The 25,573-nt window shown below is 57.8% G+C and carries 25 protein-coding genes and 1 pseudogene; 8 read left to right on the top strand and 18 right to left on the bottom strand.

Features of this window, described 5'->3' with window-relative positions:
* The 3 genes and pseudogenes from ACFE0K_RS05570 to ACFE0K_RS05560 form a co-directional block, all read right to left on the bottom strand.
* Positions 1 to 250: pseudogene (locus ACFE0K_RS05570) on the bottom strand (phosphoribosylaminoimidazole carboxylase); the annotation flags it as partial.
* Entirely contained in the window at positions 250 to 741 is a 492-nt protein-coding gene (gene purE / locus ACFE0K_RS05565; protein WP_035249853.1) for a 5-(carboxyamino)imidazole ribonucleotide mutase, read from the bottom strand. The gene purE and the pseudogene ACFE0K_RS05570, both read right to left, overlap by 1 nt.
* A gap of 241 nt (positions 742 to 982) precedes the next feature.
* Complete coding sequence (locus ACFE0K_RS05560; RefSeq protein WP_434535116.1) at positions 983 to 1,819, bottom strand: NAD-dependent epimerase/dehydratase family protein; 837 nt, start codon at positions 1,817 to 1,819, stop codon at positions 983 to 985.
* Positions 1,820 to 2,002: 183 nt separating this feature from the next.
* On the opposite strand from ACFE0K_RS05560, the gene ACFE0K_RS05555 reads away from it, so the two are divergent.
* Entirely contained in the window at positions 2,003 to 2,905 is a 903-nt protein-coding gene (locus ACFE0K_RS05555; RefSeq protein ID WP_434535115.1) for a hydrogen peroxide-inducible genes activator, read from the top strand.
* Positions 2,906 to 3,066: 161 nt separating this feature from the next.
* Positions 3,067 to 5,154 (top strand): ATP-dependent DNA helicase RecG, encoded by a 2,088-nt coding sequence (recG, locus tag ACFE0K_RS05550; RefSeq protein WP_434535118.1) that lies wholly within the window; start codon positions 3,067 to 3,069, stop codon positions 5,152 to 5,154.
* 15 nt (positions 5,155 to 5,169) lie between these two features.
* Here recG and ACFE0K_RS05545 read toward each other — a convergent pair whose 3' ends face one another.
* On the bottom strand, positions 5,170 to 6,849 hold the full coding sequence (locus ACFE0K_RS05545; protein ID WP_434535114.1) for a cellulase family glycosylhydrolase: 1,680 nt from the start codon (positions 6,847 to 6,849) through the stop codon (positions 5,170 to 5,172).
* Positions 6,850 to 6,871: 22 nt separating this feature from the next.
* Between ACFE0K_RS05545 and ACFE0K_RS05540 the strand changes: the two genes are divergently transcribed.
* Complete coding sequence (locus ACFE0K_RS05540; RefSeq protein ID WP_434535113.1) at positions 6,872 to 7,861, top strand: helix-turn-helix domain-containing protein; 990 nt, start codon at positions 6,872 to 6,874, stop codon at positions 7,859 to 7,861.
* Positions 7,862 to 7,902: 41 nt separating this feature from the next.
* Here ACFE0K_RS05540 and ACFE0K_RS05535 read toward each other — a convergent pair whose 3' ends face one another.
* The 4 genes from ACFE0K_RS05535 to ACFE0K_RS05520 all read right to left on the bottom strand — a co-directional run bounded on the left by ACFE0K_RS05535 (position 7,903) and on the right by ACFE0K_RS05520 (position 11,049).
* The gene (locus ACFE0K_RS05535; protein ID WP_434535112.1) at positions 7,903 to 9,015 is read right to left on the bottom strand and encodes a hypothetical protein; all 1,113 of its coding nucleotides are present in this window, start codon (positions 9,013 to 9,015) and stop codon (positions 7,903 to 7,905) included.
* Between the two features lie 570 nt (positions 9,016 to 9,585).
* Positions 9,586 to 9,948, bottom strand: a complete 363-nt coding sequence (locus tag ACFE0K_RS05530) for an STAS/SEC14 domain-containing protein (protein WP_434535111.1) — start codon at positions 9,946 to 9,948, stop codon at positions 9,586 to 9,588.
* Positions 9,949 to 9,977: 29 nt separating this feature from the next.
* Positions 9,978 to 10,460 (bottom strand): hypothetical protein, encoded by a 483-nt coding sequence (locus ACFE0K_RS05525; RefSeq protein WP_434535110.1) that lies wholly within the window; start codon positions 10,458 to 10,460, stop codon positions 9,978 to 9,980.
* Positions 10,461 to 10,602: 142 nt separating this feature from the next.
* The gene (locus ACFE0K_RS05520) at positions 10,603 to 11,049 is read right to left on the bottom strand and encodes a YtoQ family protein (RefSeq protein WP_434535109.1); all 447 of its coding nucleotides are present in this window, start codon (positions 11,047 to 11,049) and stop codon (positions 10,603 to 10,605) included.
* 118 nt (positions 11,050 to 11,167) lie between these two features.
* On the opposite strand from ACFE0K_RS05520, the gene ACFE0K_RS05515 reads away from it, so the two are divergent.
* Positions 11,168 to 11,977, top strand: coding sequence for a DUF3298 domain-containing protein (locus ACFE0K_RS05515; RefSeq protein WP_434535108.1), 810 nt, complete (start codon positions 11,168 to 11,170; stop codon positions 11,975 to 11,977).
* Between the two features lie 108 nt (positions 11,978 to 12,085).
* Here the strand turns inward: ACFE0K_RS05515 and cobS are convergent, their stop codons facing one another.
* Genes cobS through ACFE0K_RS05500 form a run of 3 tightly spaced genes read right to left on the bottom strand, consistent with a single transcriptional unit; the run spans position 12,086 to position 14,239 of the window.
* Positions 12,086 to 12,820: an adenosylcobinamide-GDP ribazoletransferase gene (gene cobS / locus ACFE0K_RS05510; RefSeq protein WP_434535107.1), complete on the bottom strand. Its 735-nt coding sequence runs from the start codon at positions 12,818 to 12,820 to the stop codon at positions 12,086 to 12,088.
* Between the two features lie 31 nt (positions 12,821 to 12,851).
* Positions 12,852 to 13,376, bottom strand: coding sequence for a M23 family metallopeptidase (locus ACFE0K_RS05505; protein WP_434535106.1), 525 nt, complete (start codon positions 13,374 to 13,376; stop codon positions 12,852 to 12,854).
* A complete protein-coding gene (locus tag ACFE0K_RS05500; protein WP_434535105.1) occupies positions 13,355 to 14,239 on the bottom strand; it encodes a LysR family transcriptional regulator in 885 nt (294 codons plus the stop codon). The genes ACFE0K_RS05505 and ACFE0K_RS05500 overlap by 22 nt, the downstream gene beginning before the upstream one ends.
* Before the next feature lie 145 nt (positions 14,240 to 14,384).
* Between ACFE0K_RS05500 and ACFE0K_RS05495 the strand changes: the two genes are divergently transcribed.
* From ACFE0K_RS05495 to ACFE0K_RS05485, 3 genes are all read left to right on the top strand, one after another.
* The gene (locus ACFE0K_RS05495; RefSeq protein ID WP_272962814.1) at positions 14,385 to 15,161 is read left to right on the top strand and encodes a ferredoxin--NADP reductase; all 777 of its coding nucleotides are present in this window, start codon (positions 14,385 to 14,387) and stop codon (positions 15,159 to 15,161) included.
* Between the two features lie 133 nt (positions 15,162 to 15,294).
* Complete coding sequence (locus ACFE0K_RS05490; RefSeq protein WP_434535104.1) at positions 15,295 to 16,494, top strand: FAD-dependent oxidoreductase; 1,200 nt, start codon at positions 15,295 to 15,297, stop codon at positions 16,492 to 16,494.
* Positions 16,495 to 16,649: 155 nt separating this feature from the next.
* Positions 16,650 to 16,991: a hypothetical protein gene (locus ACFE0K_RS05485; RefSeq protein WP_434535103.1), complete on the top strand. Its 342-nt coding sequence runs from the start codon at positions 16,650 to 16,652 to the stop codon at positions 16,989 to 16,991.
* On the opposite strand, the gene ACFE0K_RS05480 is transcribed toward ACFE0K_RS05485, so the two are convergent.
* From ACFE0K_RS05480 to ACFE0K_RS05450, 7 genes are all read right to left on the bottom strand, one after another.
* On the bottom strand, positions 16,988 to 17,890 hold the full coding sequence (locus ACFE0K_RS05480; RefSeq protein WP_434535102.1) for a fimbrial protein: 903 nt from the start codon (positions 17,888 to 17,890) through the stop codon (positions 16,988 to 16,990). The two genes, ACFE0K_RS05485 and ACFE0K_RS05480, sit on opposite strands and share 4 nt — an antisense overlap.
* A 115-nt stretch (positions 17,891 to 18,005) precedes the next feature.
* Positions 18,006 to 20,516: a fimbria/pilus outer membrane usher protein gene (locus ACFE0K_RS05475; protein WP_434535101.1), complete on the bottom strand. Its 2,511-nt coding sequence runs from the start codon at positions 20,514 to 20,516 to the stop codon at positions 18,006 to 18,008.
* Between the two features lie 34 nt (positions 20,517 to 20,550).
* Complete coding sequence (locus ACFE0K_RS05470) at positions 20,551 to 21,330, bottom strand: fimbrial biogenesis chaperone (RefSeq protein ID WP_434535100.1); 780 nt, start codon at positions 21,328 to 21,330, stop codon at positions 20,551 to 20,553.
* Positions 21,331 to 21,337: 7 nt separating this feature from the next.
* The gene (locus ACFE0K_RS05465) at positions 21,338 to 21,883 is read right to left on the bottom strand and encodes a fimbrial protein (protein ID WP_434535099.1); all 546 of its coding nucleotides are present in this window, start codon (positions 21,881 to 21,883) and stop codon (positions 21,338 to 21,340) included.
* Positions 21,884 to 22,503: 620 nt separating this feature from the next.
* Positions 22,504 to 22,698, bottom strand: a complete 195-nt coding sequence (locus tag ACFE0K_RS05460) for a YheV family putative metal-binding protein (RefSeq protein WP_434535098.1) — start codon at positions 22,696 to 22,698, stop codon at positions 22,504 to 22,506.
* Between the two features lie 70 nt (positions 22,699 to 22,768).
* Entirely contained in the window at positions 22,769 to 24,802 is a 2,034-nt protein-coding gene (gene prlC / locus ACFE0K_RS05455) for an oligopeptidase A (protein WP_434535097.1), read from the bottom strand.
* On the bottom strand, positions 24,780 to 24,959 hold the full coding sequence (locus ACFE0K_RS05450; RefSeq protein ID WP_434535096.1) for a hypothetical protein: 180 nt from the start codon (positions 24,957 to 24,959) through the stop codon (positions 24,780 to 24,782). Before ACFE0K_RS05450 ends, prlC begins: the two co-directional genes overlap by 23 nt.
* Positions 24,960 to 25,002: 43 nt before the next feature.
* Between ACFE0K_RS05450 and ACFE0K_RS05445 the strand changes: the two genes are divergently transcribed.
* On the top strand, positions 25,003 to 25,551 hold the full coding sequence (locus ACFE0K_RS05445) for a gamma carbonic anhydrase family protein (protein WP_434535117.1): 549 nt from the start codon (positions 25,003 to 25,005) through the stop codon (positions 25,549 to 25,551).
* Positions 25,552 to 25,573 lie beyond the last annotated feature (22 nt).

Below are 25,573 nucleotides of genomic sequence, written 5' to 3'. Positions count from 1 at the left end.
CCACGCAACGGTCGCTCTTTGCCAGCTCGGCGGACAGGCCGGCTTCCGGGAAGGCTTCGCGCTCCACGGTGATCACCGGGTAGCGCTCCTGGCACTCTTCCCAGCTGATCGGCACTGCCAGGTCCGAGGTGCCTGGCAGCAGCAAGGCCCGTTCCGGGTCGTAACGATCCACTACCAGGCCCAGACGCGCCGCCGCTTCTGCCATCATCAGGCCAAGCTGGCCACCACCGAGAACGAGCACACGATTCATCAGCCTTCACCCAGCTCGGCATTAGCCAGCACATCGTCGGCACGGGACGCTTTCCAGTCGGCGATTTTCTGCAACTGCTCCGGGTTGCCGGCGGCCAGCATCTGCGCCGCCAGCAGGCCCGCATTCCAGGCGCCAGCGGCGCCGATGGCCAGGGTGCCCACGGCCACGCCCTTGGGCATCTGCACGATGGACAGCAGGCTGTCCCAGCCGGACAGGGTGCGGCTTTTCACCGGCACGCCCAGCACTGGCAGCGGAGTCAGGGACGCGATCATACCGGGCAGGTGAGCGGCGCCACCGGCGCCAGCAATGATCACCTGATAGCCATTGTCATGGGCGCTTTTGGCGAAGTCGTACATGCGCTGGGGGGTCCGGTGAGCAGACACCACTTCCGCCTTCCAGCCCACACCGAACTGGGTCAGGGCGTCACAGGCTTCTTTCATGGTTTCCCAATCGGACTGGGAACCCATTACCACGGCAACCGGTGTGCTCATTCGCTTCACTCCATCGCGCCCACCACGGGCTTTTGCGGGCCCTGGGCCCGCCACAGAAAAAATTGAGGCGCACACTTTACTAGCGCGTGCGCGGGAGGCAAGTCTACCGACGAAAAAATGACCAACGGCGTCGCCAATTCCCGGCAGGAAGGCGATTTTAGCGCGATTTGGCCGGGAATGCGCTTCTGCTACCCCACCTTTGCGCTTCCCGCTGGAGCCCATGCAAGGATGCGGCTCCGAGCTAGTCCCTGTTTCTTTCTGCCAGCACCTGGCCATAGCCATCCTGGTAACCCGGATAGCGTAGGGCGTAGTGTCCCTGGCGGATGTACTGGCTGCGAATCCGCTTGCCAGCAGGCGTATCGTCGGGCACCGCCAAGGTCAGCCCCTGCTGTTCGGCCAGCCATTGCAGCACGTCCAGATTGCGCCCGCCCACGTTGTCGGTACCGATCACCAGCGGCGGCATTTCCTGCCCGGCCAGCCAGCCATCGGCCACACTCTTGAGCAGGCCCACACAATCGTCACGATGAATGCGATTGGTCCACTGGGCGGAAGGAAGTGTTTCCTCGCCCCGGGCCAGTCGCGCCGCCTTGTCGATCTGGCGATAGCGCCCTGGGCCGTAGATGCCGGAGAAGCGCACCACCGTGCAATGGGAACGGATGCTGAGCTCCTCTTCCGCCGCCAGCAATACCTTGCCGTTGTAGCGAGACGGCGTTGGCGGCGTAACCTCGTCTACCTCTCCCTCAACCTCACCAAAGACCGCCGTGCTGGAGACAAAGACCACCGGCGGCAGCGGCTGCTGCGCCGCCAGGGCATCCAGCAGCGTCTGTGGCGCTCGCACATAGGCCTTCAGGTAACCTTCTTCGCTGTATTCAGACGGCGTCATTATGATAATGACCAGATCCACCGGGTCCGGTGGCAGCAGGGCTGCGCCGGCGAGCAAATCCTGGCTGTATAGCTCCACCCCAGAGGGGCAGCGGCTGCCCCGGCGAATGGCGCTGACACGGTGACCCTCGGCCAGAAATTGCTCCGCCAGGCCGGTGCCCAGGTCACCCAGGCCGGCAATCAGAATATGGGACATAAAAGCAAAACCAGTTAATAGTGAACAATGAATAGTTAACAGCGAGAAACGCCCTTAAGTTCGCAGGCGCCAGCCACCCCCGCAGCTGCCCTTTCTCGCGAGCTATTAACTATTCACTGTTAACTATTCACTGCCTTTTTTTCTAGGCACAATGATCAGTAATTGAATTAGCGAATCAGTGCCATGACATTAACAGAACTACGCTATCTCGTCGCCCTGGCCCGGGAGCGCCATTTCGGCCACGCCGCCCAGGTCTGCAACGTGAGCCAGCCCACTCTCAGCGCGGCAATCAAGAAGCTGGAAGAGCAGCTGGGCATGCCCCTGTTCGAACGGCGCCCCCGGGAAGTCGTGGTGACGCCCCAGGCGGAGCCCATTGTGGCCCAGGCCCAACGGGTGCTGGAACAGGCGGACCTGCTTACACAGATGGCCATGAGCCAGCAGGATCAACTGGGGTCGCCACTGCGAGTCGGAGCCATTTTTACTGTGGCGCCCTATCTGTTCCCCACCATGGTGCCAAAGGTACGCGCTGCAGGCCCGGAAATGCCCCTGTTCATCGAAGAGAACTACACCCATGTGCTGCGCCGCAAGCTGGAACAGGGCGATCTGGATGCCATTATCGTGGCGCTGCCCTTCTCCGGTGGCGGGCTAGTGCGGGCACGCATGTACGAAGAATCCTTTTCGGTGCTGCTCCCCGGCGACCACCCCTGGACTGCCCAGAAGGAAATCGCCCCGGACCAGTTGCTGGACGAAACCCTGCTGCTGCTGGGTGAAGGCCACTGTTTCCGCGATCAGGTACTGGAACTGTGCCCGGCCATCGATTCCCAGCGCCAGCGCAACCTGGTGCAGATCGAAGGCGGCTCCCTCGAAACCCTGCGCCACATGGTCGCCAGCGGCCTGGGCATCACCGTACTGCCCAACTCCGCCCTGCACCAGCACGGCTACGACAAGGCCACCTTCGCGGTACGCCCCTTCAAGGCGCCGGTCCCGGCACGGACCATCGCCCTGATCTGGCGCGACAGCTTCCCGCGACCGAAAGCCATTGAAGTGCTGCGCCAGGCAGTGCCGAAGGAAGGGCTGGCCGGTTGAGGACGGTGTAATGCATCCGAACTTGGCGGCAAGAAAGGCCCGGTCAGACGTCGGATGTCTGACGTCGGACGCCAAACACGCCCTGGTGGCCTGGACGGACGCATTGCACCACTGGCGCAATGCGTCCGACCTCCGACATCCGACGTCTGACCTTGCCTCCCATGCCTGCTGATTCCCTCTCCGCCCTGCCCATCACCCGCCTGAAAGGCGTCGGCCCCGCTGCCGCCGAACGGCTGGCCAAGCTGGGCCTGCATAATCTGGAAGATGTGCTCTTCCATCTGCCGTTCCGTTACGAAGACCGCACCCGCATCACCCCCATTGGCAGTCTACGACCGGAAACCGGCGTGGTGATCGAAGGCCAGGTAATGGCCGCCGATGTGGTATTCGGGCGCCGCCGCTCGTTGCTGTGCAAGGTGGCCGATGGCACCGGCATGGTGACCCTGCGCTTCTACCATTTCAGCGCCGCGCAGAAGAACAATCTGGAGCGGGGCCGCACCATTCGGGTGTATGGCGAACCTCGCCCCGGTGCTGCCGGGCTGGAGTTTTATCATCCCGAATATCAAGTCGGCGACATCTTGCCCCCTCTGGAAAAAGCGCTGACGCCGGTCTATCCCACTACCGAAGGCGTCAGCCAGAAACTGCTGCGCAATCTGGCCGGTCAGGCCCTGCAGTACCTGCAGGGTCACCCGCCAACGGAACTGATTCCCGGCGAACTGCTGGATCAACGCGGCCTGCCGTCACTCACCGACGCACTGACCAAGTTGCACAACCCGCGCCCGGATGATCCGGTCAACCTGTTGCTGGACGGCAAGCACCCGGCGGTAAAGCGACTGGTCATGGAAGAGATGGTCGCCCACCAGCTGGGCATGCTGCAGAAACGGGCGGGTCAGAAAGCTTTCCATGCCCCGCGCCTGCACGCGGATGATTTATTCGAACAACTACAGGCCAGCCTGCCCTTCACCCTCACCGGGGCCCAGCAGCGGGTGATTGGAGAATTGCTTGGCGATATGGGCCAGCCCCATCCCATGCTGCGGCTGGTCCAGGGGGATGTGGGCTCGGGCAAGACCCTGGTCGCCGCCGCAGCAGCACTGGCCGCTATTGAATCCGGCTACCAGGTGGCGCTGATGGCGCCCACGGAACTGCTCGCCGAGCAGCACCGGGACAACTTCCAACACTGGTTGGCGCCGCTGGGCATCGAGGTGCACTGGCTGGCTGGCAGCCTGGGGGCCAAGGCCCGCCGGGACACTCAGGCGGCGCTGGCGGACGGCAGCGCCCACATTGTGGTGGGCACCCATGCCCTGTTCCAGGAAGCAGTGCAGTTCCATCGCCTGGGCCTGACTATCATCGACGAACAGCACCGCTTCGGCGTGCAACAGCGCCTGGCCCTGCGCGAAAAAGGCCGTTTCGATACCCGCCATGGCATCCAGGTACCCCACCAGTTGGTGCTAACCGCCACGCCGATTCCCCGCACCCTGGCCATGAGCGTCTACGGCGATCTGGATACATCAGTCATTGATGAAATGCCGCCCGGGCGCAAGCCCATCGACACCCTGGTGCTACCGGAAGGACGCCGCCCCCAGGTAATCGAGCGCATCAACGATGCCTGCCAGCAAGGCACGCAAGCCTATTGGGTATGCCCGCTGATTGAGGAGTCCGAGGAGATTCAGGCCAGGGCCGCGGAAGCCTCTTTTACAGAGCTGCAGAGCGCCCTCCCCGACCTCACCGTGGAGCTGGTGCACGGCCGCATGAAGGCAAAGGAAAAGGCCGAACGCATGGCCCGTTTTGCCAGTGGCGAGGCCCAGCTACTGGTGGCCACCACCGTCATCGAGGTGGGCGTGGATGTGCCCAACGCCACCCTGATGGTGATGGAAAATGCCGAACGGCTGGGCCTGGCGCAGCTCCACCAGCTACGCGGCCGGGTGGGCCGGGGCGGCGAGCAAAGCTACTGTCTGTTGCTGTACCAGACGCCCCTGTCGCTCACCGCCAAACGGCGCCTGGCAGTCATGCGCGACACCACCGACGGCTTTGTGATTGCCGAGGAAGATCTGAAACTGCGCGGTCCCGGCGAGTGGCTGGGCACCCGCCAGACCGGCGACATGGCATTCCGCATTGCCGACCTGGTGCGCGATGAAGCGCTGATGGAGCCCGCCCGCGAGGTAGCCGACAATCTGCTCCGTGGCCACCCAGAAAATGTTGAATCACTATTGCGGCGATGGCTGAAGGGAGGGGAAAGCTATGCAGACATTTAATTCCCCCCTGCAAATTCACGGGGCGACTTTCACCGTCACAGTCTCCACCTCCGCATAGCTGACTATCTGCAAAATCTGATCAGCTGATCCGGGCAGAGCCTGACCTCCCTCTACAGACACCTGATAGCCATCGGGGTAATGCCTTTCCGGTACAAAAATCTCGGTGATGGAGCCCGGCGGGAAAGTACCATTGCCATCTGCTCGCTGCGTAAAATATGTCAGTTGAAAGGTTTTGCTCTTGCGATCAAATCCGTAACTCTCGGGAATCCCCGCTACACGCCGCGGATAAGCCCGCACCAGTACATCCAGCTTTTCCTGATTCAGGTTGTCGGCCAGCGGCGGGGCGGAGGGGTGAGAAATAATGCCCTCTTCCGGGCGCTCACAGCAGACATCACGATTCCACCATGCCCAGTACTGCCAGGAAACACGGTTTTTCGCCGCCAGGTTAATCAGCCGTTCAATCGTTACTAGATCATTGGAAGCGCCAAACTCGCTGAGCATCAACGTATCGCTCTTCTCTCTGGCCTGTCTTTCTGCATTGCTGAACACCAGTTGCTCTTCGAGCCCACACCCTGCATCACTAAGAGGGAGGCCCGGCAATCCCGGCGTTTTCGCCAAACAGTAATTATGAAAAGACATGCCTGCCCTGATATCGTCACCCACGCCACCGTGTGCCGTGTCTGCACCATTGTTAAAGGTGACGAAGGGCTCATAAAAAATAATTGCCGTATCATCCTCTTCCCGCACCGCATCAGCAGCCAGGCGGCTGACAGCGGTGAGTTTTCTGTCCTGATCTGTCAGCAGGCAACCCAGCGGGTTGGCACAGAGGGCCAATGCAGAACCCGGAAAAGGCTCGTTCCACAAGTCATAACCCAGCAACTTGTCCACATCCTTGATTCGGGAAGCCACCCGGCGCCAGGCTTCGGCGAAGGCATCATGCATAGGCCGGCCTGCCAGATCCTGGTCGTTATCCAGAAAATGATCATAGGCTCGCCACAATGCGGGCATCAGGAAATAATTACCTGGAAAGCCGAAATCAGGCTGGTTCGGCAAGCCGTCATCAAACACCGTCCAGTCGGGAAAGCCCTCCCCACTGTATTTCTCGTTATACATATCCTGATGAAAATCGAACAATACCCACAGACCGGCATCGGATGCCGCTTGGGCTGTACGGTATAATGATTCCAGATAATCGGTATCGTACTGGCCCGGCTCCGGCTCAAACGCCTTCCAGATGAATCCCAACCGAATAGTGTTGAAACCCTGACTGGCAATATAGTTCAGGTCATCCTCTCCAAACCCGATCGCTTCGGGCGTGTAGGGCGGCAACTTACTGATCTGGTTCACCCCCTGAAGAATCACCACCCGGCAGTCCGCATCGATCACCCACCGTCCAACCTGACCCAGCCTTCCTTCGGAAACCTTGTCATCACAGCGGGATCGGGCATCCTCGGGCGGCGGGGTATCGGGTCGCTCCTGCTCCTGGGCAACATTATTCTGGCTCGCAGGGGGCGTGCTACTCCCGCCACTGCCACCGCCGCACCCGACCAGAAAGGCAAACGGAATCCAGAAAATATCCTTGAGTGCCAATCGGCAACGTCTTTTTATTTGCATAGCCCACTCCGACAAATCCACTACATGACGTATACAAATATGACTTTGATGCGGGGTTGCCGTCTTGCCAGAATCGGACATCTTTTAGCAAATCACGACACCCATGCGCTGCATTGATGCCACTTACTCACATCTGCTTTTCGACCACCTGGCAAGCCGGGGGATTGCGGCCGAGAAACTATTGGGCAAGATGCCAAAAGCAGGAAGCCGAATAGGTGAAGATCGCTGGAAGGACATGCTGGAAAAAGGAGCCTCCGCTGCCCGGGATTCCACCTTTGGTCTCTCTGTCGCCAGTCAGTTCTCGTTACGGTATCTGGGGGCTGTTGGCTACCTTCTTCTGAGCAGCCACAATGTCATGGATGCCCTGGCCAAAGGGCAGCGCTATCACGTGCTGATTTCAGAAATGAACCCGGTAAAAGCCCATATTCAAGAGGATCACCTTGTTTTAAGATGGCCTCTCGAGCATGGCTGGTGTGGCCAGCTATGGGATGAGCTGGGGCTTGGCACCACCCTCAAGCTGATTCAGGCCATTAACCAGAAGCCTGTATTTCCGTCCTCCGTTGAATTTGTTGGCCCCCCTCCCTCAAACCGAGGCCTCTATGAACAGTTTTTTGGCTGTGACGTTGCATTTAATCAGACAATGCCGAAACTGGTTTTCCCTGTTAAGAACCTGTTCTCCCCCATCCCCAAAACAGACCCGTACCTCCATGACATTCTGGACAATCAAGCGCAACAACAGCTCACGAAGCTAGCACTGGAGGATGAGGAAATAGGGCGTTATCGGAAACAGTTATTGCAGATCATTACCAGAACCCCACCTTCGCTGGAAAACCTCGCTGCGGAAAACGGGATTTCTGCCCGTTCGATGCAAAGACGGCTACGGGCACATCGCATATCTTTTCAGAGTCTCCTTGATCAAACCCGCCACACGCTGGCAACGAATTACCTGCGGGAATCACGGCTAGGCCTATCAGATATTGCCGGCATGGTTGGCTACACCGAACAAAGTTCCTTTTCGCGGGCGTTTGCCCGATGGGAAGGGGTGTCACCGGGCAGATATCGCCGACAACACCATGCAGAAGATAAGGATTAAAACAGATAAAACTTATCAGCCTCGCCAGCCATCGTTCTGGTTCAGGGTAACTCTGTCTTCACTGGAATCAGCGGAATATCCAGGGACCCCTCCCAATTTTCCGGCGTCGCCAGTCCCCGCACCCATTTTACCGAGAGAATCTGCCAATCCGGGTCCTGTTCGCGAAGCAAGGCAACAACACCGGGAAGGTGCGCTGCCCCATAGGTGATATAGATTTTGTTTGCCGGATCTGCCAGTAACCGCTCCACCAGCTTGCGGTTGCGGAAATCCAGTACCACCTTATCCAGGTCTCGGTCACGGATATTATCTTCATCAAGCGCAATGGAAATAAAACCCCGGCACAGCACACCGATCAGTTCCCGCTGGGAATCGTTGGCCCGACCGTGCCAGTCCAGCAGACGGTCAACCAGGTTCGGCGGGCGAGGCTCGGGGAGTTTGCCGCGGCGGCGCATGCGTTCATCGAATTCCGGATCGTTCATGATCAGACGCTGGTATTCCTGCTTCATTTCCAGGGTCGTCACGTCTGCCACCACATGGCGGCCGGGATTGCGCCGGGCAGACTCCTCCATCAGCGTGAAATAGTCCATCTGAAAGGTCACCCCGCACGCATCGGACAGCGTCTTGAAATGCTCCGTCAGGTCACGACCGCCTGCCTGATTGGCGATGTACCAGTCGTCCCCCTCCCCCGGCGAAGGTCGAATTCCTTCGTAGTAAAGCCGGTAGCCGGACTGCAAGGCGGATTCCAGGTCATAGACCACGGATTTAAAGAAACTTTCCATGCCCACATGCACCATCCCCTGGAAAACTACCGTCTTTTCCCCATTGGTGAGCACCACATTGGGCAACAGAGGCGGGTCCGCCTCTACCTTGTAGATCAGGTAGTAAATGGGCAACGCAACGGCGATGGTGAGAAGACTGAAGGTGAGAATCAGGGTCGCCAGGGTATGGCCACGACGCTCCGACCCCATCAACAGCAATGCCAGACCGCGTACCAGCAAACCCAGAACCAGTGCAGTAGCCAGCACTGCCCAGAACAACCACAAGGTCCAGATAAACAGCACCGGCAGGCTGACAACAAACAAGACGACAAGCAGAAACTCGCCGATTGCCGTCAGACTGATCCTGCGCCGCTCTGCCGGTGACACCCCTGTCATTGGCTTTCCTCTTCCTTGTTCGGCCCGGCGGGAGATAGTGGCCAGGCGTGGCTTGTCGGCCGGGAACATTCAGTATCGCCATAACCGAAGACCGGCACCACCACCCGCATAGGCCAAAAGTCCCCTGCCAAAATTGCACGGCATGGCGGCTTCTGTCGACAAGCCCCTGACAAGCTTGTCAGCCATTGCTGAAAATCATCTTTTTTCTCTGCTGACGCTAGTGAATCATTGAGCCGCGGCGTAGTATCGCCGCCGCCTTCCACATGCAGCCAGACCCGTGCGGGGGATTCACACTTCCAGACAGCAACTATCTGATTTAACAGGGAGAACGACAATGGCCAAAGGCCCCAAACCGCTGCACAACTGGGCGGCAATGGATCCGCTGATGCGTAAGGGCGGTGCTCATCAATCCGCCAGGGAACAGACCCGGCCCCGGATGGACTGGCGCCAGGCGCTGGACGAATTCGAGGAGCTGCAGGTGAGCCTGCCGGACACACAAGATGGGGAAATCAACGAAGGGCCGAATGGCCCTTCTTTTTTATCTGCGAGAGAAACAACACGAGGATACGATCAGTCGGCGCAGATCCATGCCTTGGCACTATCCACGTCATCCCCGGCAAAGACCTTTACCTCAATGGAAGGCAGCAGCTTGTCCGCCAGCAGCGCCAGGCGCCGCATCCAGTCTCGATCGGTGACCACAGCCTCGCGCTCGAACTGTTGCCAATGGCGCAAACCGAACTTCAGGTCCTGGAACAGGGCATCCATGGCAACGCCACCAAAGGTCTCCATTTCCGCATAGAAGCGCACCTTGTCGTGCTTGGCCAGCGCCGCTTCCAGAGCTTCTGCCACGGCATCGAATTCCGGGCGGGTGATCTTGCCGGAAATTCTTGCCCCAACCACCCGGTCATCCTCGAACGGAATCAACGTCAGCATGCCTGCCCTCCTTGTGCCTTGTACGGCCTTCAGTTTTCCTCAGGCTTATCCGCACCTTCAGCCTCGGACGCATTCAGCGCCTGCCAGCTCTGTTTGACCGCTTCCCAGCCTTGGGAAAATTTATCCTTGGCGGTCTCCCAGTTGTCCGCGCCGGCCTGCTGCAATGCCTGATAACGGGTTTCCAGTTCCGCGCGCTGTTCTTTCAGCGTTGCCATGGCGGACTGTTTGTCCAGCCGGGCCTGCTGCGAAAGCTCTTTCCAGCCGCTGTCAATTTCGCTCTGCAGCAGCGTGATCTGCTGATCCAGATCATCCAGCGCATGACGAGCAGTGCGCATGGCATCGTTTTTCTGTTCCACCGTGAATTCCTGAATATCTTCCAGGGTGTCTTCCATCTGCACGGCGACTTTATCCGGGTCCGGGGTCTTCACATTGGGCACCCCTTGGGTGTCTGCCCAGGAGGTAGCAGTGGTTACCAGCATGAATGCGGCGGCGGCGAGTAAACGGTGTGTCATCGGAGCACTCCTTGTATTGCCTGTTAATGCCTGTCACCCGGTAGGACAAGCAGAACGCAGGAAATGCTCCTGAGGAGATGAAAAATGGGGTAAAACGGGGCCCCAACTGACCATTGCCGGCAAGCTTTGACCCCGGGCACTGTCAGGCGTTGAGAATATAGGCCAGCATCTCCACCACCTGCTCGGGAGTGCGTGCCACGGCATCAGCGGCGGCATCCACCTCCTTGAGGGGATGGTCGTGTTCTTCGTCGTGAAGAATGATCATGGGGGTGCCCAGGGCGGCGGTGTAACCCGCATCGAAGGCCGCATTCCACTGCTTGTATTTGGGCCCGAAACGGACGATCACCAGGTCTGCCTCGTCGACCAGCTTGCGAGTACGGATACCGTTAATGCCGGCTCCCAGGCGGTCTTCCCAGAAGCGCTTTTCTTCCGCACCGAGAATGTTTACCCCCACCTTGTCGCTGGCTTCATGATCGGTCACCGGGCCGCTAAATTCGATATCCAGTTCTTTCTCGGCACACCCCTGAATGATCCGCTCGCGCCAATCGGTGTGAATTTCCCCGGAGAGGTAAACCGTCCAGAAGCTCATTGCATTTCTCCCATCAATAACAGTGTCAGTCAGCCCGGCCAGCATAGGTCCGTGGTTGCAAAAGGCAAGGCGCCTGCCGTTAAATGCCTGCATCCGAATTTTCCGAAAAGGCTATCCCATGCGCATGACATTTGTGTTCCTGCTCGCAGCAGCACTGCTGGCAGGTTGTGATAACAATAATCAGGACACCGACCCGTCTGGCGCAAAACAGGGCGCCGCCGACCCGCAGGCTGGCGACGCCCAAGGGCATACCGGTGAGCTGGTGCGCATTCTTCACACCCTGGAAAAAACGGATGAACAATGCCAGGGCGACGGCTGCCCGAAAGTGGACCTGGCATGGGTCACCTTTGAAAACCAGCCGACCCTGAACGAGGCAATCACCACTCAACTGGCCGGCATGCTGGTTCAGAATCAGGGCAGCACCCCCCATGACGGCACCATCGAAAGCCTGGTGGATGCCTTCCTCGCCGATGCGTCAGACATGGCCATGGCGTCCAAACAAGGCTGGGAGCTGAATGCCACCATCAAGCGCCAGACCCGTCGGGGCGAGCTGCTCACCCTGCGCATGGACAGCTACGAGTACACCGGTGGCGCCCATGGCCAGCCCGGCGTGCAGTACTTTCATTGGGACCTGGCGCGCAAGCAAAAACTGACCCTTGCTGACCTGCTGGAGCCTGGTAAAAAACAGGCTTTCTGGGAGCTGGCCCGTCACCAGCACCAGCAATGGCTGGACAAGGAAGAGCTGGATCAGACCTTTCGCGACAGCTGGCCCTTCTATCGCACCGACAATGTCTACTTCGGCAAGGGCGGCCTGGTGCTGCACTACAATGTCTACCACATTGCCCCCTACGCCATGGGGCAGCCGGAGTTGACGATTCCGTATGAAAAACTGGGCGGGATTGTGCGGGGGAAATACCTCAACCCCTGATGGAAACGTAGGGTGGATTAGCCACAGGCGTAATCCACCATACATACTCCTCTCTCAACCAGAACGCCTACGATGAAAAAGGTGGATTACGCCTACGGCTAACCCACCTTACAAAGTCAGGCCCAACAAAAACACCAGCTCGGTAAACACCACGCTGGCCCCCAATGCATCCCCGGTATAGCCACCAAGCTGACGTTTCAGGCTGGTGGCCCACAGCAGAGTGACCACCCCCACCGCCAGCAAGGCCGGCAGCCACACCGAAAACAGCAACGCCACCACCACGGTGAAGAGTGTGGCCAGTAGCAATCGCTGTCCATTGAAGGCTTCCGCCACCGGTTTGCTTTTACTGGTATCCGGGTCGGTCATGTAGGGCAGAAAGCGCATCAGTAGCAGGGGCGTCAGACGGCCGATGGCGGGGGTCACCAGCAGGGCCAGCCAGACCGGCTCGGCATCCATCAGCAGCACGACCTTCAGGCCCAACGCCAGTATCAACGCCACGGCGCCGTAGGTGCCGATACGGCTGTCCTTCATGATCTCCAGCCGCCGTGCCACCGTGTAGCCGCCGCCCAGGGCATCCATGCTGTCCGCCAGACCATCCTCGTGAAAAGCGCCGGTAATCCAGAGATGGAAGGCCAGTACCAGACCGATACACACCGGCAGGCTCCAGAACGCGGCCAGGCCCGTAAAGAGCGCCGCATAGAGCCCACCCAGCAGCAGCCCCACCAACGGAAAGTAGAGGCTGGAACGGTTCATCAAGCTCTGGGAATAATCGATTTTCACCGGCATGGGAATCCGGGTCAGAAAGCCCACTGCCAGCCAGAACGCCTGCCATTCCTGTTTCACGATGACGGGGGTCTCCTTCAACAGCGACGGGTTAGCGCACATCAAAATGCGTCAGTGGATTGAGGTAAAACATCTTCTTCCAGCCCTGCGGTTCGCCATCTACCTGCCACACCAACGGCAACAGGCTGACCAGCGAATAATGCAGATGGGGCGGCTTACCCACCGCATTGCCGCTACTGCCCACGGTGCCCACCGCTTCCCCGGCCCATAGCCAGGGTCCGGTATCGGCAATGTCCGCCAGATGCGCATAATAGTGGAGCCGCCAACGGGGGCCCAGCACCAGAGCGACCTTGCCGCCTCGAGTCAGTTCGCCGCGAAATAGCACCAGGCCACCACTACTGGCCAATACCGGCGTGCCGCTGGCGGCAAAAATATCCACGCCCTTATGCACTCCGGACTGGCCCCAGGGGTAATACCAGAACGTCTGCGGATGCCAGTCGTTGCTCTCGGCGCCCTGCACGGGAACCTGCCGTCCCTCCGGCAGCAGCAACCCGAGAGCCAGCAGCAGTGTCAGCCCGATCAGGTTGTAACCGATTATCCGGCGGAAGCGCGACATAATTCCAGCCACCTCTCAATGCCCGGGCTGCGATATTTCTGACGATGCAGCACAAAGTAGAAATCGCGGCTGAAATCCCGGTGGGGTACCGGCAATTCCACCAATGAGCCGCGCTTGAAGGCTTCGCGCAGACACACCCGGGACAGACAACTGATACCCAACCCGGCTTCCACCGCCCGCTTTATGGCCTCGGTATGCTCCAGTTCCAGCGCCAGATCCAGCTCCGGCACCAGGCCATGCAGGCCGCGCTCAAACGTTTGCCGGGTGCCGGAACCGGACTCGCGGACAATCCAGTGGGCCGCCCGCAAGTCTTCGTCTGTAAGTGCTTCCTTACCCGCAAGTGCATGGTCCGGGCTGCAAAAAACCACCAACTCATCCTCTCGCCAGGGCAACAGTTCCAGGTCCGGGTGATTCAGCTCGCCCTCAATCAGGCCCAGATCCAGCTCGAACGCCCGAACCCGCTCCACGATAGTCCGCGTGTTGGCCACCTCCAGGTGCACCCGGGCGCCGGGCTGTTCGGCCATGTAATCGGCCATAATGCCCACCGCCAGATAATTGCCGATGGTCAGCGTGGCGCCCACATTCAGGCGCCCCAGATCCCGGTGACTGAGCAGATCAGCCTCCAGCTCCCGGGCCTGGGCCAGTAGCGCCTCTGCCCGCGGCCAGAACTGGCGGCCCAGCTCATTGAGCTTGAGTCGCTTGCCGGCCCGTTCGAAAAACTTCAGGTCGTACAAGGCCTCCAACTCCTTGAGCGCCCCGGAAGCAGCGGACTGACTCATGCTGAGGCTGTCCGCTGCCTTGCTGATGTTTTCGTGGTGCGCGGTGGCCAGGAAGACCTGGAGCTGTCGCAGAGTGAATTTCATGGCTCCCTCCGGGCTGTCGGCACAGGTGGACATGCCGTATATCGTATTTACCGATATATTCTATCGGAATTACCCATTTTACCGATAAACCTTCTTCGATTAAATTTCCACCAACTGGAGTTTTGGAATAAGCGCTGAATTAATTATGTCTAATTTGAATACTGAAACCGTCACCAGCGTGCGCCACTGGAACGACACCCTGTTCAGCTTCACCACCAGCCGGGACCCGGGTTTCCGTTTCAAGAATGGCCACTTCACCATGATCGGCCTGGAACAGGACAACGGCCGTCCGCTGTTGCGTGCCTACTCCATCGCCAGCGCCAACTATGAGGAAGAGCTGGAGTTCTTCAGCATCAAGGTGCCGGACGGTCCGCTCACTTCCCAGCTGCAGAACATCCAGCCGGGTGACAAGATCTATGTGAGCCGCAAGCCCACCGGTACTCTGGTCGCCGATCACCTGCTGCCGGGCAAGAATCTGTGGCTGCTGTCCACCGGCACTGGTCTGGCGCCGTTCATGAGCATCATCAAGGACCCGGAGGTCTACGACCAGTACGACCGGGTGATTCTCACCCACGGTGTGCGCCACGTTTCCGAGCTGGCCTATCAGGACACCATTCAGAGCGAGCTGCCCAATAACGAATTCTTCGGTGAATTCGTCAAAGGCAAACTGCTCTACTACCCGACCGTGACCCGCGAACCGTTCCGCAACCAGGGCCGGCTCACCGACCTGATGACCAGCGGCAAGATCTTCGCGGACCTGGGCCTGCCCACGCCGAGCTTGGAGAACGACCGCTTCATGCTGTGCGGCAGCCCGGCCATGCTCAAGGATACCCAGGCGATTCTCGATGGCTGGGGCTTCAAGGAAACCCGCGGCGGCGAGCTGGGTGAGTATGTGATCGAGCGGGCGTTTGTGGAGAAATAAACCCCTCGCACCTTAACGCTGCATGCAACACGCTACGGGCCGCTTTCGCGGCCCGTTTTTTTGACCCCTGCCCGAACCACCAACACCCGGCCTGTTAGCATGGTGGGCTTGTTCGGGGAAGGGGTACGCATCTGTGCAACCACAAACCATCGCCATTATCGGCGCCGGTACCGCCGGCCTGGCCACGGCTGCCCTGCTCGCCGCGCAAGGCCACCGCATTACCCTGATTGAGCGGGCCGAGGCGCTGGCGCCAGTGGGTGCCGGGCTGCTATTACAGCCCAGCGGGCTGGCAGTGCTTGAGGAGATGGGCCTGTATCACGCGATGCTCGGATACGGCGCCCGCATCGATGCTCTGGTCGGCCACACCCGCGAAGGTCGGCGCATCATGAGCACCGCCTACCGCAGCCTAGACACCCACAGCCACGGCCTGGGCGTGCACCGCGCCAGCCTCTGTCATGTATTGGACCAGCACCTGGAGACACTGCCACACCAACGACGGATGGGCTGCACGGTCAGTGCCGTGAAAACCATGGCGGATCACGCCATCGTGATCGCCGAGCAGGCAGGGGAGCCCTGCCGGCTGTCCTTTGATGCCGTATTGATTGCCAACGGCAGCCACAGCCGCCTGCGCCCGGCCGCCTGGACTCACTACGACCGGCTGTACCCCTGGGGAGCCATGTGGGCCATGCAGCCCATTGTGGAGTCGTTTGCGGCACCGCTGCTGCAACAGCGCTACCACCAGGCCGGACAGCTGGCCGGCATCCTGCCCACCGGCTGCCGCCCGGATCAGCCGGACCAAGCTCTGGCCAGTTTTTTCTGGAGTCTGCCGGTGGCGCAGATGAACGAATGGCAGCAGCCGAATTTTGATTTTTCCGCCTGGCGTCAGGAAGCACTCATGCTCTGGCCCCAGCTGGAAACGCTGTTGGCGCCACTGACACACCAGAAACAACTGCTACCCGCCACCTATCGCGATGTGATCATGCATCACTGGGGTGAAAACCGGCTGGGTGTGATTGGCGATGCCGCCCACGCCATGAGCCCACAACTGGGACAGGGCGCCAACATGGCCCTGCTGGATGCCCGGGCGCTCGGCCAGGCAATAGCCGACGCGGACACCTGGCCCCAGGTCTGGGCGCACTATCATCGTCAGCGCGAGCCTCAGATCCGCTTCTACCAGCGCATGAGCCGCTGGCTGACACCGGCGTTTCAATCCCACAGCCGCACGGTATCCAGCGGGCGGGACCTGTTTTTTCCTATCATGGAGAGAGTGCCATGGCTGCGTATGCAGATGGCAAAAACGGTGGCGGGACTGAAGCATTCCTTGTTCGACTGATTGTTTTGCCGTAACCGGTCATCCTCTATTTTCCACCTTTGAGTGCTGAAAATGTAAAAGAGCACGCCAATTACTACATAAAACCAATGAAAAAGTACTAGAAGTACACCTTCGAGCTTAGACAAAATAACTAATCAGTGATCGAAGGGGGCATTATGAACACTGCAAGCCGAACAGGGATCGCCGCGTTACTCGCACTGTCTGCCTCAGCAGGCATGGCCAGCAATACCATCTCATTCCAGGGAGCGGTTGTTTATGCGTCTTGCCAACCGGGCGCACAGAGCCAGGCCGGTTATACAGACGTGATCGTGGAATCCTGCGGCAATCAGGCACTGTCTGCCGGCCAGCACATTGCCAGGACCTACCTTGAGCCTGTTGCCGGCGCCAGTGACGCCCAATCAGTGATCGTTAAGACCCGGTCAGGACACCTTCATGAGCGTATTGCGTCTTCCGGTGCAAAGCCCACCAGCATGCGCTATGTCATCGAATACCATTAATGGTACTCAATGGTGAACGTGGCCCTGCCGTTGCCGGTCCCTGCGCCCACTGTGCCTGGCTGAGTCTGGATATAGTAGGCGCGCATGGGCAGAATAAACTCCGCCGCATCGTTAATAGGGGTGCGGCCAAGAGCAACGCCCTCGCCTAGAGCAACCGTCTGCTCGGTGCCTCCCAGCGTCTGATTAAGCTGAATACCAATCCCGCTCGCTGATGCCGCCCCCCCATCAATAGCGAGTACACCCGGCATGTTCGAGGCGTCCTGGGTGCCATCAAACCTTACCTTGATGAGCCCCTGGTCCAGGCCGGCCACATTGCCACCCTGACACTGCATACGAATCTCGAAATCTCTCGGATTCACCCTCGACCCTACCCCGCTAAAATCACGGTTGGAAACCGTGCCAAAATTAACGGCGATATTTTTTGATCCTGCATCAACTTGGCAGGACGACGTCACAATGGTGATACCCTGTCCCGTCAACGTGGATGTAAGAACCGGCCGATTGCGGCCAGAACCATCAAGATAATAGGTTGAAAACAACCCAGGGGGTCCCACGGGCCCGGACCCGGTAACCGCCGCCGTCTTTACCAGGTCCACCTTGAAGAAACCCCCGATCAGGTTTAGCTGTCGGTTGCCGCTGAAATTTATCTGGTGGGGATAGTACGTCGAGATATCACCCGCTTCCCGGTAAAGCCGAATCCCGACACCCGGGACATCCGTTTGATACACATTCGAAAACCCGGGGACGGCAGCAGGATTACGCACCAACTCGCCTATGGAAGAGCCCCCAAAAAAATCACAGGACCCGGCATTATTTTTTGCGGTAATTGGCACTTGCAGTGTCTGGATAATCGCCCCAACCGGTAAATCCGGCTGAATCAGTACACGGCCCAATTCCATCCGCACATCCTGAGCGCTAAACCCGGATGACACATAGCAAGCGGCATGCCCTGCCATACTCAGCAAAGACAGCATGCTTACCGATAAAAGGTATCCGGCCAGCCTGTAAAGCCGATCAGTGACAAATCGCATTGGTTTTTTCAAAACCGAACTCCTGTTCCGGGGACACTTCACCAAGCTGGTAAGTCAGCCTGCATTGCTCCCCACCCCACTTCACCGTCAGCATCCCTTGTCGTTGTTCGCTGCGAACAAAAATGACACTGCTCTGGCCGACCACACCTACTTCGCTACCAGACATGTCAAAAACTCTGGCAGCGAAAGGCAAACTGATACCGTCACGGCGGTGCGCTTTTATCAGTATCGGCAGTCCTTTTTCTGTCTCGAATGTCACCTTGGTGATGGAACCGGCGTAAGGCGCCAGCTTGCGACTGGTGCCTTTCAACTCAACATTTCTGTCAATGCCGTTGGGATCCAGCGTGATTCGATTCATCCGGTAAGGGGTCACATAGGGCAATACCGCATAGCCAAAATCATCGACTTCCACACCGGAGGCACTGACCACCCCCGCGCCCTTGGCGTCTTTGGCTTCAATAAGCACCATGGTGTCGCCATGTTGCGGCGTCATGGTGATGCCATCCTTATGCGCCACAAAGGCACCGCGCGCACCGGCAGACGCCTGCTGATAATCATCGCTGTAACTGTAAGAGCCATTAACAGACGCAAAGCGGCTACGGTATTCACCGTTTACGCCAACGGTGGAGCCATTCTGCTCATTGTCCGTTACCCGCATGCCGTAGTTGTACTGGTTCCGGTCACCGCCATAGCCATTGATACCGGCACGGCTGGATGTGTAACCATCATCATCCAGTGAGACACCACCATCGATATATTGACCGTTGTAGCCACCACCAATTGGCATCGTAAAGGAAAGATCAAACTGATTATCCGCCTCGCCTTCCTGAGTCGTGGTGCGAATTGCAGAAATGCCATAGCTGACAGATCTGAAACGGTTGTTATACCCCATCTGGTATTGCTTGGTTTCCCCGTCGGTATCCCAGAAATCACGCACAGAACCGGTAAAGTATAAAGAGCCATAGCGCCGGCCAAGCGCCTGATTCAATGTCAGCTGGAACTGACTTTTTTGATTTCTCAGAGCCCCCAGACTCAGCTGTTGCTCATCAAACTCCCTGGCAAACATGGCATCCGACAAACCATAAAAACCCTTCGTGGAATAGCGATATGCCGCAAGCGTAAAGTTGGTGTTGGTCTGGTTCAGCATTTTGGAATAATTGATTCGGACACTGTTGCCGAACTTATCGTCATTGTTTCTGAACTCTGTTTGCGAGCGGGTAACATCAAACGAAAAGGCGCCCAGACTTGTCGCCAGGCCAGCGCCAACCAAAACGGAACGATAACCCTCGCTGACAGTACTGCCCAGGTAACCGGTGATGTCATGGTACAGGCCACGCTGATATGTGGCCTGCATGAAAAGAGGCTCATCTTCCAGTTCGTCATTACGTAGCTGCGCTACGGTAACGCTATGCCGGCCAATGCCTTCTCGCAGCAATTGCGAAATGGACGAATAGGGCACACTAAAGGTGCGCTGCTGGCCGTCCGCTTCGGTGACAAGAACATCCAGATCGCCCCCAAAACCTGTGGGGTAAAGGTCATCAATGACAAAATTGCCGGGGGATACTGTGGTGCTATAAAGAAGATTGCCGTTCTGGCGGACTTCAACACGAGCATTGGTAGAAGCCACTCCCCGAATTACCGGCGCATAACCACGCATGGAATCGGGCAGCATACGATCCTCGCTGGCAAGATTGATGCCCCGATAGGCGACGGAATCAAATAGCTCACCACTGGTAAAGCTGTCACCAATGGTCAGATTGCTGCGAATTTCCGAGAACGCACGCCGCGCGAATGTAGAGGTTTTTTGCCAGTCATAACCCTCACCGGATCGCCTTGATACGCTGGAGTTATGCCTGAGCTGCCAACCTGCAACATTGACACCGGAATTCAGGCCAAGATAGAGGTTGTCACTGTTAGAGATGCCTGATCCAGACTCGTCAGCGCGAATTGTTGTCGCATTCAGATCGTAGCCAATAAAACCGGCATCAATGCCGCGATCCCATAGCTCAGGGTTCACATACCCTCTGGCTTCGCGGCGCATGTTTTCCTGAGGAATGGTAATGTCCATCCGTAGCGAGGAAAGCTCAAGGCGGGATTGCGCTTGCCCGATCCATTCGGAAACAGGCTTACACTTTTCGACTTCACTATCTGGCGCGCCAATTGACTCAAAGTCGACGCCATAGAACTCCAGCTTTTCGGCGGTAAAACAGGTTTCTGCGCTCTTTTTTCCCTGCACCGACGTGAAAACAATGTCCTGCTTACCAAACCATTGCCCGTTTACATACATATCAAGGCGGTATTCGCCAGGCGATACCGGGTTTCCATGGCTGTACAGGGAAGTGTCCATATCTCTGGCTGAACCCATCAGAAAAGATGAGTTGAAAGATTCTGACTTTTCCTGTGCGTAAGAATTTTCACAACAAAAGCCGACAACCAAAACGGCTATACCGATAGCGACGCTTTTTTTGTGTGATCTCGCCGACAGCATTGGCATCCTTACCTGACCTCTAGGCCGCTTTATTCCGTTATCATTGGGATATATCGATACTGGCTTCTACCGCCCCACCAAAATCGTTAATGGATGTAAAGATGGCTTTTGTTCCCGGCCTTACATCTTTTTTAAAACCAATCTCGAAATTCTGTGTTGAAAAAGGCAAAAACATGACTCCTTTTTCAACCTGATCCTTTTCGCCGCTTTCGTGGGCGAGCTCCAATTTGACAACGCTTATGTAGTAGGGCGTTGGATTGGTACAATTCATGATTCTATTTTCTGTTTCAAAGTCACATTCAAGAGAGTGGCTTGATAAGTTGGCTCTGCCTGAAAGACCGTCAGGTCGATAAAAAATCTTCAGCCTGGAACGAAATGCCAATTGCATTAGGTTCTTGTCCTCAGCACTTTCCGGTGCCGGCGGCACCTCGAGAACGTTCAACCAGAACAAGGATTCCCGGTCTGAGGGCAAATCCCGACCGGTAAATGTCAATCGCAATGCCTGTCCAGAGCCCGCCTCTATGCGGGAAATGGGCGGTGTAATAATGAACGGCGCCGAACTGGTGTCCGGTGTTGCGTCCTTGTTGCCTTCGTCTACCCACGACTGAACCAGTGAGGGTGACTCACCTGTGTTGTGAAGCTGTACCGTCACTTCACGGGCTTTTTGCGGATAAACCACACGGGTGCCATCAATAATCACACTGGCGCTCGCCCACTCAGCCAACAGCACAAAGCCGCTCAGAAAGAACAGTTTCATTCGTAATAACATTGAATTACCCGGCACAAATAGTTGGCAGCCCCCGGCAACGGGAGCTGCCATCACGTCATCACTGATAGATGATGGTGTACTGAATAGAGGTATTCACCGTCCCGGCAGTCGCTGCACCGGTAGCGTAGTATTCAGCGTAGTAGTTCAGATCAGCAGCTCCGCCCGCGGTTACGTCGACCCACTGGGAGTTATCCTGCGCACCGCCAGCACCGGCAGCTTGAACAGGAATGAACAAGCTGTTCTCGCCCAGCAACTGGATCTGTACGTTGGTGGAGGCATCGGCAGCGTTTGCCTGGTTAACCAAACGGCCAGAGTCGAAATCAACAGTGGGGCCCGGCTCGAAGTAGGTTGCCACTTTGCCATCGCTGCTGCAGTTGGACAGATTGATGGAAAAAGGCGTACGACCCGCTGTTTGAGCGGCCGCATTCAGGGTAGTGGCAGACACTGTCGGCAGAGTGACAGTGAAGTCTTTGCCAGCAGGCGTTGTAATTTCACAGGTCTGGTCAGTTACCAGGCCGTTGAATGTAATAGTTCCGTCGACCGCCAGGGCCGGTGCAGACAATGCCGCGATGGCAGATGCCAGAATAAGCTTGTTCACGCGCATGAAAAGTTCCCTCTTTGGGTGGTCATTACCGAATTTGCTATTTGTTTTAGTGAAATAGATCACATAACAAACAACGGAGAGGAACTTAGCACGAGCGGAAGAAAGTTATTTGTAAAAATGGATACGTAAGGTTACTTTTTTACACATTCTAATAACGATTAATCACCCCATCGTCACTTTTATCGTTATTAACGCTTACTTATTTTTATCTAGGCTACGCTTTTATTATTAAATTCCGTAAAAATATGAATCTAATTCGATATTTTGATGCCTCCAACAACGAGAAATAAGCAATCCCCTCGCACTTGCCGGGAAAAACTGACAACAGTTGATAGGTACAGGGGCATTGAAATGCCTGTCTCGGGCCGGGACTGCGGCCAGGATAAGCGTGCCGATGGAGGGGGAGGGGTGTGATGATGCAACAGTCACTGGCACCCGCTATCAAGGGGAAGAAATAGAAGCAGACTGCCGGCTGTCTCCGGGCCTCCGGCGCTCTCAGCATCAGCAGGAGGACGATTGACTCCCGTGCCCCACAGCCCTGCGCTGGAAGTCTTTTGGTTCCTGGTGGTTTTCCTGCGGGCCGAACGACCCATCGTTGCTCCGGCCCTTAAACGAAGACCTTATTTTTTTGCCGGCTGCAAAGTGACTGGCTTCGCCAAGGCATCCCTAGCTTCTGGTGGCTTGGCATCCAGATCTTTTGTCGCCCCGCAGGAAACACATTCCATCCACTGTGCATCGCCGTCGATGACGCGCTGAATCTTGTCCATCTGCCCACATTCCGGGCAGGTGGCACCGGCAATAAATTGGCGTTTCATGCATCCTCCTCGCCTGACGCTGGACGCCTGACACCCTTACGCCAGGCATCAGGGACCAACCCAGGACGTTCTAGCCGTTGATACCGCAATGGCGCAGCAAGGGTTCCACGCTGGGCTCGCGGCCGCGGAAGGCCTTGAACAGCTCCATGGGTTCACGGCTGCCACCCTTGGCGAGAATTTCGCTGCGGAAGGCACGGCCGGTGTCTTCGTTGAACTCGCCCTCTTCCTCGAAACGGGAATAGGCATCGGCGGAGAGCACTTCCGCCCATTTATAGCTGTAATACCCCGCCGCATAGCCACCGGCAAAAATGTGTCCGAAGCTGTTGGGGAAACGGTTGAATGCGGGCGGTTGCATTACCGCTACCTGCTCACGCACTTCGTTCAGGACCTGATAGATGTCCAGGCCTTCCCGGTATTCGGCATGGATGCGCATGTCGAACAGGGAGAATTCCAGTTGCCGCACCATCTGCATGGCGCCCTGGAAATTTTTCGCCGCCAGCATCTTGTCCAGCTTTTCCTTGGGCAGGGGTTCACCGGTTTCATAATGGCCGGAGATCAGGGCGATGCCTTCTTCGGTCCAGCACCAGTTTTCCAGAAACTGGCTAGGCAACTCCACCGCATCCCAGGCCACACCGTTGATACCGGAGATACCGGACACATCCTGTTCAGTAAGCATGTGGTGCAGGCCATGACCGAACTCGTGGAACAGGGTGACCACTTCATCGTGGGTCAGCAGGCCCGGCTTGCCGCCGGCAGGCGGCGCGAAGTTGCAGGTCAGGTAGGCCACCGGCGTTTGCAGACTGCCGTCCGGGCGGCGGCGGCGAATGCGGGCATCATCCATCCAGGCGCCACCCCGCTTGCCAGTGCGGGCATACATATCCAGATAGAAGGCCGCGCGCACACTGCCATCGTCGTCCACCAATTCGTAGAAACGTGCATCGTTGTGCCACAAATCCACATCGTCTCGCTGTCGGAATTGAATGCCGAACAGCTTGCCGACCACGGCAAACATGCCGTTAATCACGGTATCCGCCGGGAACCAGGGGCGCAGCTCTTCTTCGGAAATGCTGTAGCGCTCTTCACGCAGACGCTCGCTCCAGAAACCGATATCCCAGGGATTCAGATCGTCGGCACCCTGCTCAGCCGCAAAGGCTCTCAGTGCTGCCAGCTCCTGTTCCGCCTGAGGCTTGGCCCGTTCGGCCAGGTCTTCGAGAAACTGGATCACCTCGTTTACATCACGGGCCATCTTGGTGGCCAGGGACTCTTCGCCAAAGTTGGCAAAGCCCAGCAGTTGCGACTGTTCGTGCCGCAATTTGAGGATTTCATCCATGATGGCGGTGTTGTCGAACTGGCCAGCCTGGGGGCCCTGATCGGAGGCCCGGGTGGTCCAGGCCACGTACATTTCCTTGCGCAGGCCGGCGTTCTTGCAGTGGCTCATAACGGCGATAAATACCGGCGCATCCAGGGTCAGCACCCAGCCGTCCTTGCCGTCAGCCTTTGCCCGATCGGCGGCGCCAGCCTTGGCACTGTCCGGCAGACCATCCAGTTCCGCCTCGTCGCTAATGTGCTTGGTCCAGGCCTGAGAAGCATCAAGCGTATTGTCGGAAAATTGGCTGGTCAGCTCAGACAACCGCTTGGAATTGGCCATATACTGGGCTTTCTTGTCATCCGGCAGATCCACCCCGGAAAGGCGGAAATCGCGCAGGGTGTTTTCAATGTCTTTCTGTTGGGCTTCGCTGAGAGAGTCCCACTCATCGCTGTCCCGTAGGGTCTGATAGGCAGCACACAGCTGCGCGTTCTGACCCACTTCGGTGCCGTACTCACTGAGCAGCGGCAGGCAGCTGTTGTAGGCATTGCGCAGGGCTTCATTTTGAGCCACCGCATTGAGATGCCCGGCGGGGCCAAAGGCCTTGCTGAGACGGTCGTCTTCCTCATCCAGTGCCTGCACCAGATGGGCGTAATCGAACTTGCCCTCCGCCAGCACCTGCTGGATGCGGGCGCGGCCATCCGCCACCAGTTGCTCCACGGCGGGCAATACGTGCTCCGGCTGGATTTTGGAAAACGGCGGCAGTTCCGGGTAGTCAATCAGCGGGTTGTTGCTCATGGGTGTCCTGTCCTGGTTCTGTCTGCGCTGCCGGCAAGCGCTGACGAGTACTCTCGTCCGGCTGCAGCAGCGTCTGGAAAATCAGCCACTTGCTCAGCAGGAAAACGCCAAGCAAGATCAGTATGGCAATCAGTATACGGGTGGGCGGCTTGTTCATGGGCCTCCCTGACGATCACATTCAGCTATCGAGTTTATCAGTGATGGGGATTCGCCGCTTTGAAGACAAGGCCCCGCAGTTGGGCGAACGGGTATTTGTCGACCCGGATGCCACCGTGATCGGTGACGTAACACTGGGAGATGACAGCTCCGTATGGCCACGGGCAGTCATTCGCGGGGATATGCATGCCATCCGCATCGGTGCCCGGGTAAGTATCCAGGACAACGCGGTACTGCATATCACCCACGACTCCGGTTTCAACCCGGGCGGCTATGCCCTGAAGATCGGTGACGATGTAACCCTCGCCCACCAGGTCATGCTGCACGGCTGCACCCTGGGCAACCGGGTAATGGTGGGCATGCAGGCCATCATCATGGATGGCGCCGTAGTGGAAGACGACGTGATCATCGCCGCCGGCTCACTGGTGGGACCCGGCAAGCGGCTGGAAAGCGGTTACCTCTACCGCGGCCAACCGGCCCGCCAGGTACGCGCACTTACCGCAGAAGAAAAGGAATTTCTGCCCTACGTGGCGGGGAATTATGTGCGGTTGAAGGACCGGTATATGGCGGATGGGGTCCAAAGAAGCGAGTAACGCGTTTCTAAAACCCAAACCC

The sequence above is a fragment of the Alcanivorax sp. genome, assembly GCF_051117345.1.
GTDB lineage: Bacteria > Pseudomonadota > Gammaproteobacteria > Pseudomonadales > Alcanivoracaceae > Alcanivorax.
Note: the sequence above shows the minus strand (reverse complement) of the source record. Positions and strands in the feature narration are given on the sequence as shown.